Source organism: Sulfitobacter sp. (assembly GCF_039977885.1).
Lineage (GTDB): Bacteria > Pseudomonadota > Alphaproteobacteria > Rhodobacterales > Rhodobacteraceae > Sulfitobacter.
In genome coordinates this window covers 500,825-514,739 of sequence record NZ_JBDWCI010000020.1, presented here as the reverse complement: position 1 = coordinate 514,739, position 13,915 = coordinate 500,825, and the positions used below count along the sequence as shown (strand labels likewise).

The 13,915-nt window shown below is 55.6% G+C and carries 12 protein-coding genes; 7 read left to right on the top strand and 5 right to left on the bottom strand.

Features of this window, described 5'->3' with window-relative positions; genetic code table 11:
• Positions 1 to 67: 67 nt before the first annotated feature.
• Both ubiB and ubiE read right to left on the bottom strand, forming a co-directional pair.
• Entirely contained in the window at positions 68 to 1,600 is a 1,533-nt protein-coding gene (gene ubiB, locus ABJM03_RS16150) for a 2-polyprenylphenol 6-hydroxylase (RefSeq protein ID WP_348418867.1), read from the bottom strand.
• A 1-nt stretch (position 1,601) separates the two neighbouring features.
• On the bottom strand, positions 1,602 to 2,408 hold the full coding sequence (gene ubiE, locus ABJM03_RS16145; RefSeq protein WP_348418866.1) for a bifunctional demethylmenaquinone methyltransferase/2-methoxy-6-polyprenyl-1,4-benzoquinol methylase UbiE: 807 nt from the start codon (positions 2,406 to 2,408) through the stop codon (positions 1,602 to 1,604).
• Between the two features lie 17 nt (positions 2,409 to 2,425).
• Between ubiE and mutM the strand changes: the two genes are divergently transcribed.
• Together mutM and ABJM03_RS16135 are read left to right on the top strand one after the other, a co-directional pair.
• Positions 2,426 to 3,277 (top strand): bifunctional DNA-formamidopyrimidine glycosylase/DNA-(apurinic or apyrimidinic site) lyase, encoded by an 852-nt coding sequence (mutM, locus tag ABJM03_RS16140; protein WP_348418865.1) that lies wholly within the window; start codon positions 2,426 to 2,428, stop codon positions 3,275 to 3,277.
• Positions 3,278 to 3,339: 62 nt separating this feature from the next.
• A complete protein-coding gene (locus ABJM03_RS16135) occupies positions 3,340 to 4,116 on the top strand; it encodes an enoyl-CoA hydratase (RefSeq protein WP_348418864.1) in 777 nt (258 codons plus the stop codon).
• A gap of 27 nt (positions 4,117 to 4,143) precedes the next feature.
• On the opposite strand, the gene ABJM03_RS16130 is transcribed toward ABJM03_RS16135, so the two are convergent.
• Complete coding sequence (locus tag ABJM03_RS16130; RefSeq protein WP_348418863.1) at positions 4,144 to 5,607, bottom strand: MFS transporter; 1,464 nt, start codon at positions 5,605 to 5,607, stop codon at positions 4,144 to 4,146.
• A 241-nt stretch (positions 5,608 to 5,848) separates the two neighbouring features.
• Between ABJM03_RS16130 and rpsT the strand changes: the two genes are divergently transcribed.
• The 5 genes from rpsT to gyrB all read left to right on the top strand — a co-directional run bounded on the left by rpsT (position 5,849) and on the right by gyrB (position 12,864).
• The gene (gene rpsT, locus ABJM03_RS16125; protein WP_348418862.1) at positions 5,849 to 6,112 is read left to right on the top strand and encodes a 30S ribosomal protein S20; all 264 of its coding nucleotides are present in this window, start codon (positions 5,849 to 5,851) and stop codon (positions 6,110 to 6,112) included.
• A gap of 465 nt (positions 6,113 to 6,577) precedes the next feature.
• Positions 6,578 to 7,939: a chromosomal replication initiator protein DnaA gene (gene dnaA / locus ABJM03_RS16120; RefSeq protein WP_348418861.1), complete on the top strand. Its 1,362-nt coding sequence runs from the start codon at positions 6,578 to 6,580 to the stop codon at positions 7,937 to 7,939.
• 136 nt (positions 7,940 to 8,075) lie between these two features.
• Positions 8,076 to 9,194, top strand: a complete 1,119-nt coding sequence (gene dnaN / locus ABJM03_RS16115; protein WP_348418860.1) for a DNA polymerase III subunit beta — start codon at positions 8,076 to 8,078, stop codon at positions 9,192 to 9,194.
• Positions 9,195 to 9,255: 61 nt separating this feature from the next.
• Positions 9,256 to 10,353 (top strand): DNA replication/repair protein RecF, encoded by a 1,098-nt coding sequence (gene recF / locus ABJM03_RS16110; RefSeq protein WP_348418859.1) that lies wholly within the window; start codon positions 9,256 to 9,258, stop codon positions 10,351 to 10,353.
• A 96-nt stretch (positions 10,354 to 10,449) separates the two neighbouring features.
• The gene (gene gyrB, locus ABJM03_RS16105; RefSeq protein ID WP_348418858.1) at positions 10,450 to 12,864 is read left to right on the top strand and encodes a DNA topoisomerase (ATP-hydrolyzing) subunit B; all 2,415 of its coding nucleotides are present in this window, start codon (positions 10,450 to 10,452) and stop codon (positions 12,862 to 12,864) included.
• Positions 12,865 to 13,040: 176 nt separating this feature from the next.
• Here the strand turns inward: gyrB and ABJM03_RS16100 are convergent, their stop codons facing one another.
• Together ABJM03_RS16100 and rpsU are read right to left on the bottom strand one after the other, a co-directional pair.
• Positions 13,041 to 13,391 carry a hypothetical protein gene (locus tag ABJM03_RS16100; RefSeq protein WP_348418857.1) on the bottom strand — a complete coding sequence of 117 codons (351 nt, stop codon included), beginning with the start codon at positions 13,389 to 13,391 and terminating at the stop codon, positions 13,041 to 13,043.
• A gap of 191 nt (positions 13,392 to 13,582) precedes the next feature.
• Positions 13,583 to 13,783: a 30S ribosomal protein S21 gene (rpsU, locus tag ABJM03_RS16095; protein WP_348419156.1), complete on the bottom strand. Its 201-nt coding sequence runs from the start codon at positions 13,781 to 13,783 to the stop codon at positions 13,583 to 13,585.
• Positions 13,784 to 13,915: the final 132 nt, after the last annotated feature.

Genomic DNA, 13,915 nt, shown 5'->3' with positions numbered 1-13,915 from the left:
GAACACAAGACAGGGGCATTAAGCCCCTGCCCTGTGTTTGAGTATTTCTAGCTAGAGAAAATAGGGATCAGCTCAGCGCCTGTACCACGGCCATCACACCTGTCGCACCGACAGCCCCAAGGATGGCGGCCAAAGCGATATAGCGTTTGAACGGCTTATGCGCAGGCGGCAATGGATGCGCCTGCCGGATCAGCGCGGCTTCGACCAAGGCGGGCAGGCGCGGGCCAAAGCGTGACAATACGCGCGCGGTTTTGGTCAAATCCGAAATCACGGCCTTTGGCCCGATCGATTTGGTGATGTAGTCAGTGACAATCGGCGCTGCGACCTCCCAGATATTCATATGGGGGTTCAAAGAGCGGGCAACGCCTTCAACGACAACCATTGTGCGTTGGAGCAAGATAAGCTCGGTTCGTGTTTCCATGCCAAACCGTTCGGTTACTTCGAACAGATAAGCAAGCAAGCGGGCCATAGAAATGCGGTCGGCATCCATTCCGAAGATGGGCTCCCCTACGGCGCGCAGGGCACGGGCAAATTCGTCCACATCCTTGTGAGCCGGGACATAGCCAGCCTCAAAGTGGACCTCTGCCACGCGTTTGTAGTCTTTGCGAATGAACCCGTAGAGAATTTCAGCATAGACGCGTCGGGTGTATTCATCGATGTGGCCCATGATGCCAAAGTCGAGCGCGATGATGTTGCCATTAGCTGCGACTTTGAGATTCCCCTGATGCATGTCCCCATGGAAATAGCCGTCTCGAAGAGCATGCTGCAGGAAGAGCGCGAGAATGCGTTCGCTCAGTTCGACGCGGTCATGACCTGCGGCGTCAATGGCGGCATTATCGCCCATGGCCACACCTTCGGCCCAGCCGAGGGTCATCACACGGCGCGCAGAATAGTCCCATTTGATATCCGGCAGCTCAAAGCCTGCGTCATCTTTCGTATTGGCGGCATATTCAGAGGCTGCGGAGGATTCGAGGCGTAGGTCCAGTTCGCCGCGCACGACGCCATCGAAATGCTCAATCACGTCCATCGGGCGCAAGCGGCGCGATCCTGGTGAGAACAGCTCGACCATTCTTGCCGCTAGATAGAAGGCATCGACGTCTTTTTGAAAGGCTTTTTCAATGCCCGGCCGCAGAACCTTAACCGCGACCTCTTCGCCTGTGCTGTTCAGGCGTGCCTTGTGTACTTGAGCAATGGAGGCCGCTGCCACAGGTTCGCTGAATTCGGAGAAGATCGCGTCAATCGGCTGTCCCAGCTCTTTTTCGACCTCGGCCTTGGCGACCTCAACAGGAAAGGCGGGCAACTGGTCCTGAAGGACGCGCAGCTGTTGTGCCATCTCCTCGCCCACAACATCGGGACGGGTGCTGAGGATTTGGCCGAATTTGATATAGGCGGGGCCAAGGGCCGTCAGAGCACGGGTGGCAGGTTGCAACGCAGGGTCGCCCTTGTAGCCCAGCGGCTTGAACGGGATCGCCAAGGTGCGCGCGACAAAGCGCACCGCCTTGGGTGCCTCGAAAGCATCCAGCACAAAGTTCATCGCACCTGTCCGCTCAAGCGTGGCACCGGTACGGATCAATCGCCAGATATTGTGAATCCCGCGCATGCTAGATCTTCCAGCCCGAGTGTAGCGCCGCAATCCCCATGGTGAGGTTGCGGTATTTTGCCTGACTGAACCCAGCGGTACGCACCATGCCAAGGAATGTCTCTTGATCGGGGAAATTGCGGATCGATTCGACAAGGTATTGATAGCTATCGCGGTCGTTGGCGATCAGTTGGCCCATGCGCGGGATCACATTAAAACTGTAGAGATCATAGGCCTTTTGCATGGCGGGGTTTGGCAATTGCGAAAACTCCAGCACCATCAGGCGGCCACCGGGTTTGAGCACGCGGTAAGCTTCGTTCAGCGCGACCTGCGGGCGGGTCACGTTCCGGATACCGAAAGAGATTGTATAGACGTCAAAGGTGTTATCCTCGAACGGCAGGTCCATCGCATCGCCCACCACCCAATCAAGGCTGTCTTGCATGGCTTCAGCTTCGGCGCGCTTGCGGCCTTCGATCAACATGCCTTCGGTGAGATCGCAAACCGTAGAATGGCCGGACCCTGCCCGCTTGAGAAACTTAAACGACACATCGCCCGTACCGCCCGCAACATCGAGCAGCTTTTGCCCCGGACGCGGTGCAAGCCAGTCCATCATCGCCTCTTTCCAGATGCGGTGGATGCCCATGCTCATCACATCGTTCATCACATCGTATTTATTGGCCACATCCGTGAACAAATTGCGGACCTTGCCCGCCTTTTCGTTCTCGGGGATTGTTTGTGCACCGAAATGGGTTGTTTTGTCGCTCATGGGCTGTGTCCTGATCTGTTGCACATGGGATATAGCCTCAGATAGGCAGGTGCAAACCGCCATTTGCCGCAGGAGCCTTTATGCCAGAGCTGCCCGAAGTCGAAACCGTCCGCCGTGGCCTTGCGCCAGTGATGGAGGGTGCGGTGATTACACGTGCCGATGTGAACCGGCCCGACTTACGATGGCCCTTTCCTGCACGGATGGCAGAGCGCCTGACAGGTCAGCGGGTGGAGCGGTTGCGCAGACGGTCGAAATACGTGTTGGCCGATTTGTCATCCGGCGAAACGCTTTTGGTGCATCTGGGAATGTCGGGGCGGATGCTGATTTCCGGCGATCCGCTGGGCGCATTTGTGCATGAGCATCCAGCCGCGCAAAAACACGATCATGTGGTTTTTTACATGGATAACGGCGCACGCATTACATTTAATGACCCCCGCAGATTTGGGGCGATGGATTTAATCGAGACCGCAAAGCAGGACGACCACAAACTGCTGGCCGTTCTGGGACCAGAACCTTTGAGCAACGATTTTCACGACTCGATTCTGGTTGAAGCCTTCAAAGGACGAAACACACCGGTGAAATCAGCCCTGCTGGACCAACGGATTGTTGCTGGATTGGGCAATATCTACGTCTGTGAGACGCTTTTTCGCGCAGGTATAAACCCAAAGCGCAAGGCGGGACGGATTGCCGCAGCAAAGGTTGCAGGGCTGGTTCCCATCATTCGCGACGTGCTGGGCGAAGCAATCGAGGCGGGTGGTTCGTCCTTGCGCGATTTCCGCCAAGCCGATGGAGAACTTGGGTATTTTCAACATTCCTTTGATGTTTATGGTCGTGAAGGTGCCCCATGCAAAACCCAAGGTTGCGTAGCGTCAATTGCCCGTGTGGTACAATCGGGACGGTCATCTTTCTATTGTCCGGTATGTCAAAGATAACTTGATCGCTTATGCGCCCGTGATATGCACTTACGTCTGTGCAACAACAAAGGGCCGCTTATATGGCTTATGAAACCATCATTCTCGACGTTGATAGCCATGTGGCGACGATCACGCTGAACCGGCCTGATGCGCTCAATGCGCTCAACGACCAGTTGATGCGCGAATTGGCGGATTGCCTTAAGGGATGTCAAAACAACGAGAAGGTGCGTTGCATCATCCTAACCGGTTCGGACAAAGCGTTTGCCGCCGGTGCCGATATTGCGATGATGAAAGACCAATCTTTCGTCGATGTCTTTAGCGGTGATTTATTCACAGAAGAAACCGACCAGATCATGCGCGTGCGCAAGCCGATCATCGCGGCCGTATCCGGCTATGCCTTGGGCGGCGGATGCGAATTGGCGATGATGTGTGATTTCATCATCTGTTCCGAGACTGCAAAATTTGGTCAGCCCGAAATCAACCTTGGCGTTGTGGCGGGCATCGGCGGCACACAGCGTCTGACCCGGCTTGTCGGCAAATCCAAAGCGATGGATATGAACCTGACGGGCCGCTTTATGGACGCAGAAGAAGCCGAGCGTTCCGGGCTTGTCTCTCGTGTGGTGCCGGTGAAAAAGCTGATGGACGAGGCATTGGCAGCCGCCCAGAAAATCGCCGAAAAGTCATCCATGTCAGTGATGGTGGTAAAAGAGGCCGTGAACCGCGCCTATGAAGTACCGCTGCGCGAAGGCCTGTTGTTTGAGCGCCGGATGTTCCATTCGCTGTTCGCGACTGAAGACCAAAAAGAAGGTATGAGTGCCTTCCTTGAAAAACGCGAAGCCCAGTTCCGCGACCGTTAACCGCGCTTTTGCACAGCTTCCTGTGACCTATTCGGTCACAGGCGCATGCGCTGCATCTTCGCTGTAAGGGTCTGCCTTGATACGTAAAAAGAACGCCGAGGCCGCCAGGATCAGGAATACGCTGATCGTATAGTACAATGACGCGATCATCGCAGCGGTATAGGCACTCATCCCCGCGTCTGGCGTATTGCCCAATGTGCCAAAGAAAATTCCGCCCAAAATCGCGATGCCAAATGCCGATCCCACCTGCTGGATCGCGCGTGACGCCCCCGAAGCAGATCCCGTATCTGTGCCGCTGGCACCTGACAAGGCAATCTGGAACAACGGACCCGTTGTCGACCCCAGACCGAAGCCCGCGCAAAATAGGATGGGCGCAAACCCGATCCAGCTATAGGTTCCCTGTTCTGCCAAAACCACGAAATGCAGCGCCACATGGGCTGCGGCAAGCGTTAAGGAACCGGCCACGACCCGCTCCCGCAGATATCGGTTGCCCAGCCGTTTAGAGACAGGCGAAGTCAGCAAAATCCCTACGGAAAACGGTGTGACCGTCAGGCCAGACCAAAGCGGCGACAGCCCAAAGCCTTCTTGCAGGTAAAGCGCCATCACCAAAAAGAACCCCGGCACCCCTGAAAACAGCAACCCGACCAAAATCCCGCCCGATATGAATGATTTCTTTTTCATCAATGTCACAGGGATTAACTGTGGCCGTCCCAAAGATGCCTGCCTGTGTTCCCATTTTGCAAAACTGACTGCCGAAATCGGCGAAGCGATTACAAAGAACCACATCCATGTTTGCCAACCGATCCCCGGCGCTTCGACCAAGGGCACCAATGCGCTGAACAGCGCAAAACCCGCCAGCAGAATCCCAACGCCATCAATACCGATTTTCCTGTCCCCCGCGACATCCGGCACCAAGCGGATGGCGAGCATGATCGTGATGAGCCCCACAGGCACATTGACCAGAAAGATCGGCCGCCAATCGAGCCCGAACAGGTTCCCCCCGATCAAAAGCCCACCAATAATCGGCCCTGAAACCGAAGCCAGCCCCGCCGCAAGCGCAAAAAAGCTGAATGCACTGCCGCGCTCATTTGGCGCGAAAAGAGCGGGAATAAGCGCCATCGCCTGCGGAGACATCATCGCAGCGCCAACACCCTGAAGCACCCGCGCGCCAATCAGCGAGTCAACTGACCACGCTACACCGCATAAACCGGACGCGAGCGTGAACAGCGCCACACCCCAGACGAACATCTTGCGCCGCCCCAGAATATCGCCCAACCGCCCACACGGCAAAAGCAGCAACGCAAAAACAAAGACATAGACCGCGACCACCCATTCTATCTTGTTCGGGGAGGCGTCAAAGTCTGTCTTGAGCGTCGGCATAGCCACATTAACAATCGTGACGTCCATCACGTTCATGAAACTTGCCGTTAGCAATACCGCAAAGGCCGCCCATCTGTTTGCGGGTGGTTGGTGCATCTGGCTGGGCTGCATGGCTACATTTCTCCATAGGAATTCGATAAGTGTAGTGCTGGCGCCAATCGAAACGATAGTCCATCCCACCTTATATGCCGGCACGGCGTCGGGGCCGTCTTTACAAACGCACATAAACCCCGCTATAGGACGCCTCATACATGCGCGTGCAGCCCGCTCAGGCTAGAATCACCTATCGGTGCCCTCCCATGCGGGAGCGATTGTACGCATTGACACAACAGACACAGATAGGACGATCCTCATGGCAAATACACCACAGGCAAAGAAACGCGCACGTCAGAACGAAAAGCGTTTTGCGATCAACAAAGCACGCCGTTCACGCATCCGCACATTCATCCGCAAGGTCGAAGAAGCAATCGAATCCGGCGTTAAAGAAGATGCCGTCGCAGCTCTCAAAGCGGCACAGCCAGAGCTGATGCGCGGCGTCACAAAAGGCGTCTACCACAAGAACACTGCATCGCGCAAAATCTCCCGTTTGGCAGCACGCGTCAAAGCAATCGCCTGATTCTAAGGCAAAACGATTTTTATGCAGGCGTCACCTTTGGTGGCGCCTGTGTTGTTTTCAGGCCCCCTTTCACAGCGGTGTGAGATTCTTTTTCCAAAAGTCCGAGTCAACAAATAAGATCAGTTGAACCGCTCCCTTTCACGTTGCTAGACAGTATGAGCGATTCACATCGTGGGGGGACAGACCCGAGTATTTGCACTACTTTGCTAGAGGTAGCGCGTTGATATGAAGGATCCCTTTTAGCCGTATCCATTACGGCCGGAAGGAATTGTAGATGCTGCTGCCAGCACATCTACCTGTCACATTCTAAAAAATACTCTGCGCGAGGTAGCAATTTTTATGCACCTTCCGACGCGGGAAAATAAGTGTCCAAGGGGCATGGCTGGTTTCAGGTTGGGACCGGACCAGTCGTATTGTCTTTTGGATAGAAACAGACGGATGCTGATTGATGACGGTAGGTGGGCAATGACAAGTGACGAATGGGGCAGCGTTAAGCAGCGACTTCTTAAAACAGTTGGGCAGAACAACTATACAACCTGGATTGATCCGCTTGTTTTGGGCCCCGCCGAAAACAACATTTCGACAGTATATGTTCCCACCTCATTTTTCGGGAATTATGTCAGCCAGAACTTTGCCGATCTTATCCTGCATGAGATGAAAAGCTTTGACGCGTCCTTGAGCCGTCTGAACTTTGAGGTGGCCCAGAAAACGGCCAAACCTGTAACAGAGAAAACAGACGCCATCACAGCGGCACGCCCCGTCAGCAAACCTGCGGCGTCTTCAGGCGTCTATACCGCCCCGCTGGAAAAGCGTTTCTCGTTTGATACTTTTGTCGTCGGCAAACCGAACGAATTGGCCCATGCCGCAGCGCGCCGTGTCGCGGAAGGTGGGCCCGTAACGTTCAACCCGCTGTTTTTGTACGGTGGCGTTGGCTTGGGTAAAACCCACCTGATGCACGCAATCGCCCAAGAGCTGTCGGCCCGCAAACCAGAACTGAATGTGCTCTATCTGTCAGCGGAACAGTTCATGTACCGTTTCGTTCAGGCGCTACGCGACCGCAAGATGATGGATTTCAAAGAAATCTTCCGCACTGTTGATGTGCTGATGGTGGACGACGTGCAATTCATCGCCGGCAAGGACAGCACACAAGAAGAGTTCTTTCACACATTCAACGCGCTGGTTGACCAGAATAAACAAATCATCATCTCCGCCGACCGTGCACCGGCAGACATCAAAGACCTTGAAGACCGCGTAAAATCACGCCTTCAATGCGGTCTGGTGGTTGATCTGCACCCGACCGACTACGAATTGCGCCTCGGGATTTTGCAAACCAAAGTTGACGTGCATCGTGCCTCCTATCCCGAGCTGCAAATGGAAGACGGTATTCTCGAATTCCTTGCGCACCGTATTTCGACCAACGTGCGCGTGCTTGAAGGCGCTTTGACCCGACTGTTTGCATTTGCCTCGCTTGTTGGACGTCCCATTGATCTGGAGTTGACGCAGGATTGCCTGGCCGATGTGCTACGTGCCTCCGAGCGCAAAGTCACGGTAGAGGAAATCCAGCGCAAGGTTTCGGATCACTATAACATCCGCCTGTCCGACATGATTGGCCCCAAACGCTTGCGCAGCTATGCCCGCCCCCGTCAGGTGGCCATGTATCTGTGCAAACAGATGACCAGCCGCTCGCTTCCCGAAATCGGCCGTCGCTTTGGCGGGCGGGATCACACCACGGTCATGCACGGCGTCAAACGTATTGAAGAGCTTAAAATTTCTGACGGTCAGATCGCCGAAGACCTCGAACTGTTGCGTCGCGCACTCGAAGCATAAGCGTCAAAGATGCAACGGTGCCACAGGGCAGCCCTTGAAGGGGCTGCCTTTTACGTTTCAGGTTGGTTATGCCTTGTGATTGAGGGCAAAGCGGGTAATTTGCTCACTCGGACCCTTGTGCAGTGGAGATAGGTACATGAAATTCAGCATTGAACGCGCCGCATTGCTCAAGGCCGTCAGCCAGGCACAATCGGTTGTTGAACGGCGCAACACGATCCCGATCCTTGCCAACGTGCTGATTGAAGCCGAAGGCAGCGATGTATCATTCCGCGCCACCGACCTGGATATCGAAGTCGTCGACAAAGCCCCCGCTCAGGTAGAGCGTGCCGGTGCTACGACGGTCGCCGCCACCACCCTGCACGAGATTGTGCGCAAACTGCCTGATGGGGCACTTGTTTCGCTTACGGCTGACACCGCCGCAGGGCGCCTGACAGTTGAGGCCGGGCGGTCGAACTTTTCCCTTGCGACCCTGCCGAAAGAAGATTTTCCGGTAATGGCCTCTTCGGAATACGCATCCAATTTCACGGCCGGCAGCGCGGTCCTGCGCCGCCTGTTTGATAAGTCCAAATTTGCCATCTCGACTGAAGAAACGCGTTATTACCTTAACGGTGTGTATATGCACATCGCGGACGCCGAAGACGGCAAAATGCTGCGCTGCGTTGCGACAGACGGTCATCGCCTTGCCCGCATTGACGCCGATATGCCCGAAGGGGCAGTCGAAATGCCCGGCGTGATTGTGCCGCGCAAAACTGTTGGCGAGCTGCGCAAACTGCTTGATGATGACGAAGTACAAATCGCCGTCTCTGTGTCAGAGACAAAAGTCCGCTTTGCCACACCACAGATCACACTGACGTCCAAAGTAATCGACGGCACTTTCCCCGACTACACACGCGTCATTCCCCAAGGAAACACACGCAAGCTCGAAGTTGACGCGGCCGATTTTGCCCGCGCCGTTGACCGCGTGGCAACCGTAAGCTCGGAACGATCCCGCGCGGTAAAGCTGCAACTTGATGAAGACCGTCTGGTCCTCTCGGTTAATGCGCCCGACAGCGGTGCCGCCGAAGAAGAACTGGCCGTGGCCTATTCTGACGAGCGTCTGGAGATCGGCTTTAACGCGAAATACCTGCTGGAAATCGCCTCACAAGTTGACCGCGAGAACGCTGTTTTCATGTTCAACTCCTCGGGTGACCCGACATTGATGCGTGAGGGGAATGATACCTCTGCTGTTTATGTCGTCATGCCCATGCGTGTGTGACGACCACTGGGAATTTGAAAATTTCCGGTCCGGATTTCTCGGAAAATTCGGACTAATATAAATGGCTGGCCTTTTTCTTTCAAACCTTACGCTCTCGCATTTCCGCAGCCATAAACGCGCGGTGATCGAAACGGATGCACGCCCTGTCGCCATTCATGGCAACAACGGTGCCGGAAAAACCAATATCCTCGAGGCGGTGTCTCTGCTATCCCCCGGTCGCGGGCTACGGCGCGCAAGCGCGCAGGACATGGCACGCAGGCCCGAAGCCTTGGGCTGGAAAATCAGCGCGCTTTTGCATGGTCCTTTGGGTATCAGCGAAATCGACATCATCTCGGAAAAAGGGGCCGCACGGCAGGTCCGCATCGACGGGAAGCCCGCAGCACAAACCGCCCTTGGCAGGATTGCCCGCGTGCTTTGGCTTATCCCATCTATGGACCGGTTGTGGATCGAAGGCGCAGAGGGCCGCCGCCGTTTTTTAGACCGGATGACCCTCAGCTTTTTACCCGATCATGCTGAAATTTCGCTGGCCTATGAAAAAGCCATGCGCGAACGCAATCGCCTGCTCAAGGACATGGTCCGCGAGCCGTCATGGTACACCGCCCTTGAGAACCGACTGGCCGAGACAGGCGTGGCGATCCATCACAACCGCCTCCATGCGCTTGCTGCACTTACAAAAGCCCAAGACGCCGCCGAAACCGCCTTTCCCACCGCAACGCTCACGCTGGAGTGTGACATGCCGGATGATGTGGAGGCCATGCGCGCTGCCTTGGCCGACAACCGCATGCGCGACCTCGCTGCTGGTCGCACGCTCATCGGGCCACACCGTGCCGATCTGTTTGGCGTCTATGCCGCAAAGGGTGTGCCCGCGCGCGATTGCTCTACCGGAGAGCAAAAGGCGCTGCTCGTCTCGCTGATCCTCGCCAATGCCCGTGCGCTGGCCGCAGATTTTGGCGCGCCGCCCCTTTTGTTGCTTGATGAGGTCGCTGCACATCTTGATGCAGGCCGCCGCGCGGCCCTTTATGACGAGATCGTCGGCCTCGGTGCGCAAGCGTGGATGACAGGCACCGAAGACGGGTTATTCGAGGCCATGGGTGCCCGTGCACAGAGCCTTCAGGTCACCGAGGATGGCGGCATATCCGCGGTCTCAGCCACCCTCTAGAGTCACCTAGGCCGAGCCACAAAATATTGTGTGTTAAGCGTGACAATCTGTCACGAAAACGGTATATTTTGCGGACCCGATAACAGGATCCAAACTATGTCCGAGACAGAGCAGCAACCAGAAGAATACGGCGCGAATTCCATCAAAGTTCTCAAGGGCTTGGAAGCTGTGCGCAAGCGTCCCGGTATGTATATCGGGGATACCGATGACGGCTCGGGCCTGCACCATATGGTGTATGAGGTTGTCGACAACGGCATCGACGAAGCACTGGCCGGTCATGCGGACCATGTTGCCGTGACCATTCACGATGACAACTCGGTTTCTGTCTCTGATAACGGGCGCGGTATTCCGGTTGGCATGCACGACGGCGAAGGCGTTTCTGCCGCCGAGGTCATCATGACCCAGCTGCACGCCGGCGGTAAATTCGACAGCAACTCCTACAAAGTTTCGGGCGGTTTGCACGGCGTAGGCGTATCGGTTGTGAATGCGCTGAGTGACTGGTTGGAACTGCGCGTCTGGCGCGACGGGTTTGAGCATATTGCCCGCTTTGAGGGTGGCTATACCACCAAACACCTCGAGACCTTGGGCGCGACAGAGCGCAAAGGCACCGAAGTCCGCTTCCTCGCCTCGACCGAGACATTCTCGAACCTTGATTATTCCTTTGAGACGCTGGAAAAACGCCTGCGCGAGCTGGCCTTCCTGAACTCGGGCGTCAAGATCATCCTGCGCGACGAACGCCCGACCGAACCGCTTGAGACCATCCTGTTTTATGAAGGTGGCGTGAAGGAGTTTGTCAAATTCCTCGATCGGAACAAATCCTCGATCCTGCCAGAGCCGATTTTCATCACCGGCGAAAAGGATGACATCGGCGTTGAAGTCGCCATGTGGTGGAACGACAGCTATCACGAGAACGTCCTGCCCTTTACCAACAACATCCCCCAGCGCGATGGCGGCACGCATATGGCGGGCTTTCGCGGCGCGTTAACGCGGACGATCAACAGCTATGCCCAAACCAGCGGCATCGCGAAAAAGGAAAAGGTCACCTTTACCGGTGATGACGCCCGTGAGGGTCTGACCTGCGTGCTATCGGTCAAAGTACCCGACCCTAAATTCAGCTCACAAACCAAAGACAAGCTGGTCTCATCAGAAGTACGCCCCGCGGTTGAGGGTCTGATGAACGAAAAACTGGCCGAATGGTTCGAAGAAAACCCCCAGATCGCAAAGATCGTCGTCGGGAAAATCATCGAAGCGGCCCATGCCCGGGAAGCGGCCCGCAAGGCCCGCGATCTGACGCGGCGCAAGACGGCGATGGATGTGAACTTCCTCGCCGGTAAGCTCAAGGATTGCTCTGAAAAAGACCCATCCAAAACCGAAGTCTTCCTTGTGGAGGGTGACTCTGCTGGGGGGTCTGCTCAGACAGGTCGTGACCGTCAGACCCAAGCCATCCTCCCCCTCAAAGGTAAGATCCTGAACGTTGAGCGCGCGCGTTTTGATCGTATGCTCGGCTCTCAGGAAATCGGCAACCTTGTGATGGCGCTTGGCACCGGTATCGGACGGGATGAGTTCAACATCGACAAGCTGCGCTACCATAAGATCGTCATCATGACCGATGCTGACGTCGACGGCGCGCACATCCGGACGCTTTTGCTCACGTTCTTCTATCGCCAGATGCCTGAGCTGATTGAAAACGGGCACCTCTACATTGCGCAGCCACCGCTTTATAAAGTGTCGCGTGGCAAATCCGAGGTTTACCTCAAGGATCAGGCCGCGATGGAAGAATATCTGATCCAGCAAGGCATTGATGGTGCCATGCTGCGCCAAGGGAACGGGGAAGAGATCAGCGGTCAGGACCTCGCCCGTGTAGTCGAGCTTGCGCGTCAAATGCGCCGCGTGCTTGAGGCCTTCCCGACCCACTACCCCCGCCATATTCTGGAGCAAGCCGCCATCGCCGGTGCCTTTGTGCCCGGTGCTGTAGATAAAGATCTGCAAGGGATCGCTGATAAGGTCGCAACCCGTTTGAACCTTATCGCACTGGAGTACGAACAGGGCTGGCAGGGGCGCATCACCCAAGATCACGGCATCCGCCTTGCGCGTATCCTGCGCGGGGTTGAGGAAGTCCGCACGCTGGACGGCAAAGTCCTGCGCGGCGGTGAAGCCCGCAAGTCGGGCACCTATACCGAGCATTTGCAAGACGTCTATAACCTGCCCGCTACGTTGGTTCGCAAGGACCGCACACAGGTCATTCACGGCCCTATGGACCTGTTGAATGCCGTGCTGACCGAGGGCGAAAAAGGTCTGTCGCTGCAGCGCTACAAAGGCTTGGGCGAAATGAACCCCGATCAGTTGTGGGAAACCACACTGGATCCAGATGCGCGCACATTGTTGCAGGTGAAGGTCGAAGACATGGCCGAGGCCGACGATCTGTTTACCAAATTGATGGGCGATGTGGTCGAGCCACGTCGTGAGTTCATTCAGCAAAACGCGCTCAACGTCGAAAACCTCGACTTTTAAAGCCCTGTAGGGAAGCGGATAAAATTGCATGGCGCGGAGAGAGTTTTGCGCCATGACTTGGAATATTAAACCACCGGTTTTTTATTTCGGTGATTAGGTCAAAAGACCGCATAAATTCTACCAGCCTCACTTTGACCATGGGGCGGGAGCAGGATCAGGCACCTGATTCGAACAGGTCAGCTAGATGATTCCACCCGCCAGAATGATACAGCGCTGGCAAATTCGGCCTTGAAGAAGACAGCTGCCTGAGCGCCCAACGGGTCACCATCAAACCGGCCCACGCGCTTGGCGCAGTCGAAAAACCCAACCGCCGGAAGCCCTCCTCGGGCTTTGCTGATGACCATGGCGGCGATCAGAGGCTGACCTGCTGCGGCATCTTCTTTGATAAGCTCTTCTAGGGCGACTGTGAGCTGGTGAATAGTGTTTGGCGGCACAAGTTCTAACGCCGAAGCGAGTGCCTGATAGGTGATTGGTTCGCCAGCACCCGCCGCATGGCAAAGATACGTTCTGATCCGTTGTGCCAACATTCCGAAGCGCCTTTAGTGATTTTTAGGGATAAATTTCAAATACTTGTATCGAGCCATCTAAGACACCTGCAAGCACCCTCCGGATTTCAACCGGTCGCTATTCCGCCTCAAAGCCCCTTACAAAACAAAAACCCCCGCGGCCATCCGGCCAACGGGGGTTCCGTATTGGAAATACCAAAAGCTGGTCTAGATTACGCTTCGCGTTCCAGCTTTTTACGCGCCAGTTTGCGGGCACGGCGAATAGCCTCGGCTTTCTGGCGGGCGTTTTTCTCGGAAGGTTTTTCGAAATGCTGCTTAAGCTTCATCTCACGGAAGACGCCTTCCTTCTGGAGCTTTTTCTTAAGTACCCGGAGGGCCTGATCGACGTTGTTGTCGCGAACACTAACCTGCATGTGGCTTTCACTAACTTTCTTGTTTGATGCTGCAATAATCTGCTTCAGACCGTCGGATAGCAACCTTGGAGCAATTTGTGAAGGGTTCAGTTGTTGCAAGACACACCTAACAGGCGAGTTTCCACAGAGTTT

What these genes read in the sequence shown, in the direction of transcription:
- rpsU (WP_348419156.1), bottom strand. Translation starts at nt 13,783, where the DNA reads ATGCAGGTTAGTGTTCGCGACAACAACGTCGATCAGGCCCTCCGGGTA.
- ABJM03_RS16130 (WP_348418863.1), bottom strand. Translation starts at nt 5,607, where the DNA reads ATGCAGCCCAGCCAGATGCACCAACCACCCGCAAACAGATGGGCGGCC.
- recF (WP_348418859.1), top strand. Translation starts at nt 9,256, where the DNA reads ATGGCTGGCCTTTTTCTTTCAAACCTTACGCTCTCGCATTTCCGCAGC.
- gyrB (WP_348418858.1), top strand. Translation starts at nt 10,450, where the DNA reads ATGTCCGAGACAGAGCAGCAACCAGAAGAATACGGCGCGAATTCCATC.
- dnaN (WP_348418860.1), top strand. Translation starts at nt 8,076, where the DNA reads ATGAAATTCAGCATTGAACGCGCCGCATTGCTCAAGGCCGTCAGCCAG.
- ubiB (WP_348418867.1), bottom strand. Translation starts at nt 1,600, where the DNA reads ATGCGCGGGATTCACAATATCTGGCGATTGATCCGTACCGGTGCCACG.
- mutM (WP_348418865.1), top strand. Translation starts at nt 2,426, where the DNA reads ATGCCAGAGCTGCCCGAAGTCGAAACCGTCCGCCGTGGCCTTGCGCCA.
- ABJM03_RS16135 (WP_348418864.1), top strand. Translation starts at nt 3,340, where the DNA reads ATGGCTTATGAAACCATCATTCTCGACGTTGATAGCCATGTGGCGACG.
- rpsT (WP_348418862.1), top strand. Translation starts at nt 5,849, where the DNA reads ATGGCAAATACACCACAGGCAAAGAAACGCGCACGTCAGAACGAAAAG.
- ABJM03_RS16100 (WP_348418857.1), bottom strand. Translation starts at nt 13,391, where the DNA reads ATGTTGGCACAACGGATCAGAACGTATCTTTGCCATGCGGCGGGTGCT.
- dnaA (WP_348418861.1), top strand. Translation starts at nt 6,578, where the DNA reads ATGACAAGTGACGAATGGGGCAGCGTTAAGCAGCGACTTCTTAAAACA.
- ubiE (WP_348418866.1), bottom strand. Translation starts at nt 2,408, where the DNA reads ATGGCGGTTTGCACCTGCCTATCTGAGGCTATATCCCATGTGCAACAG.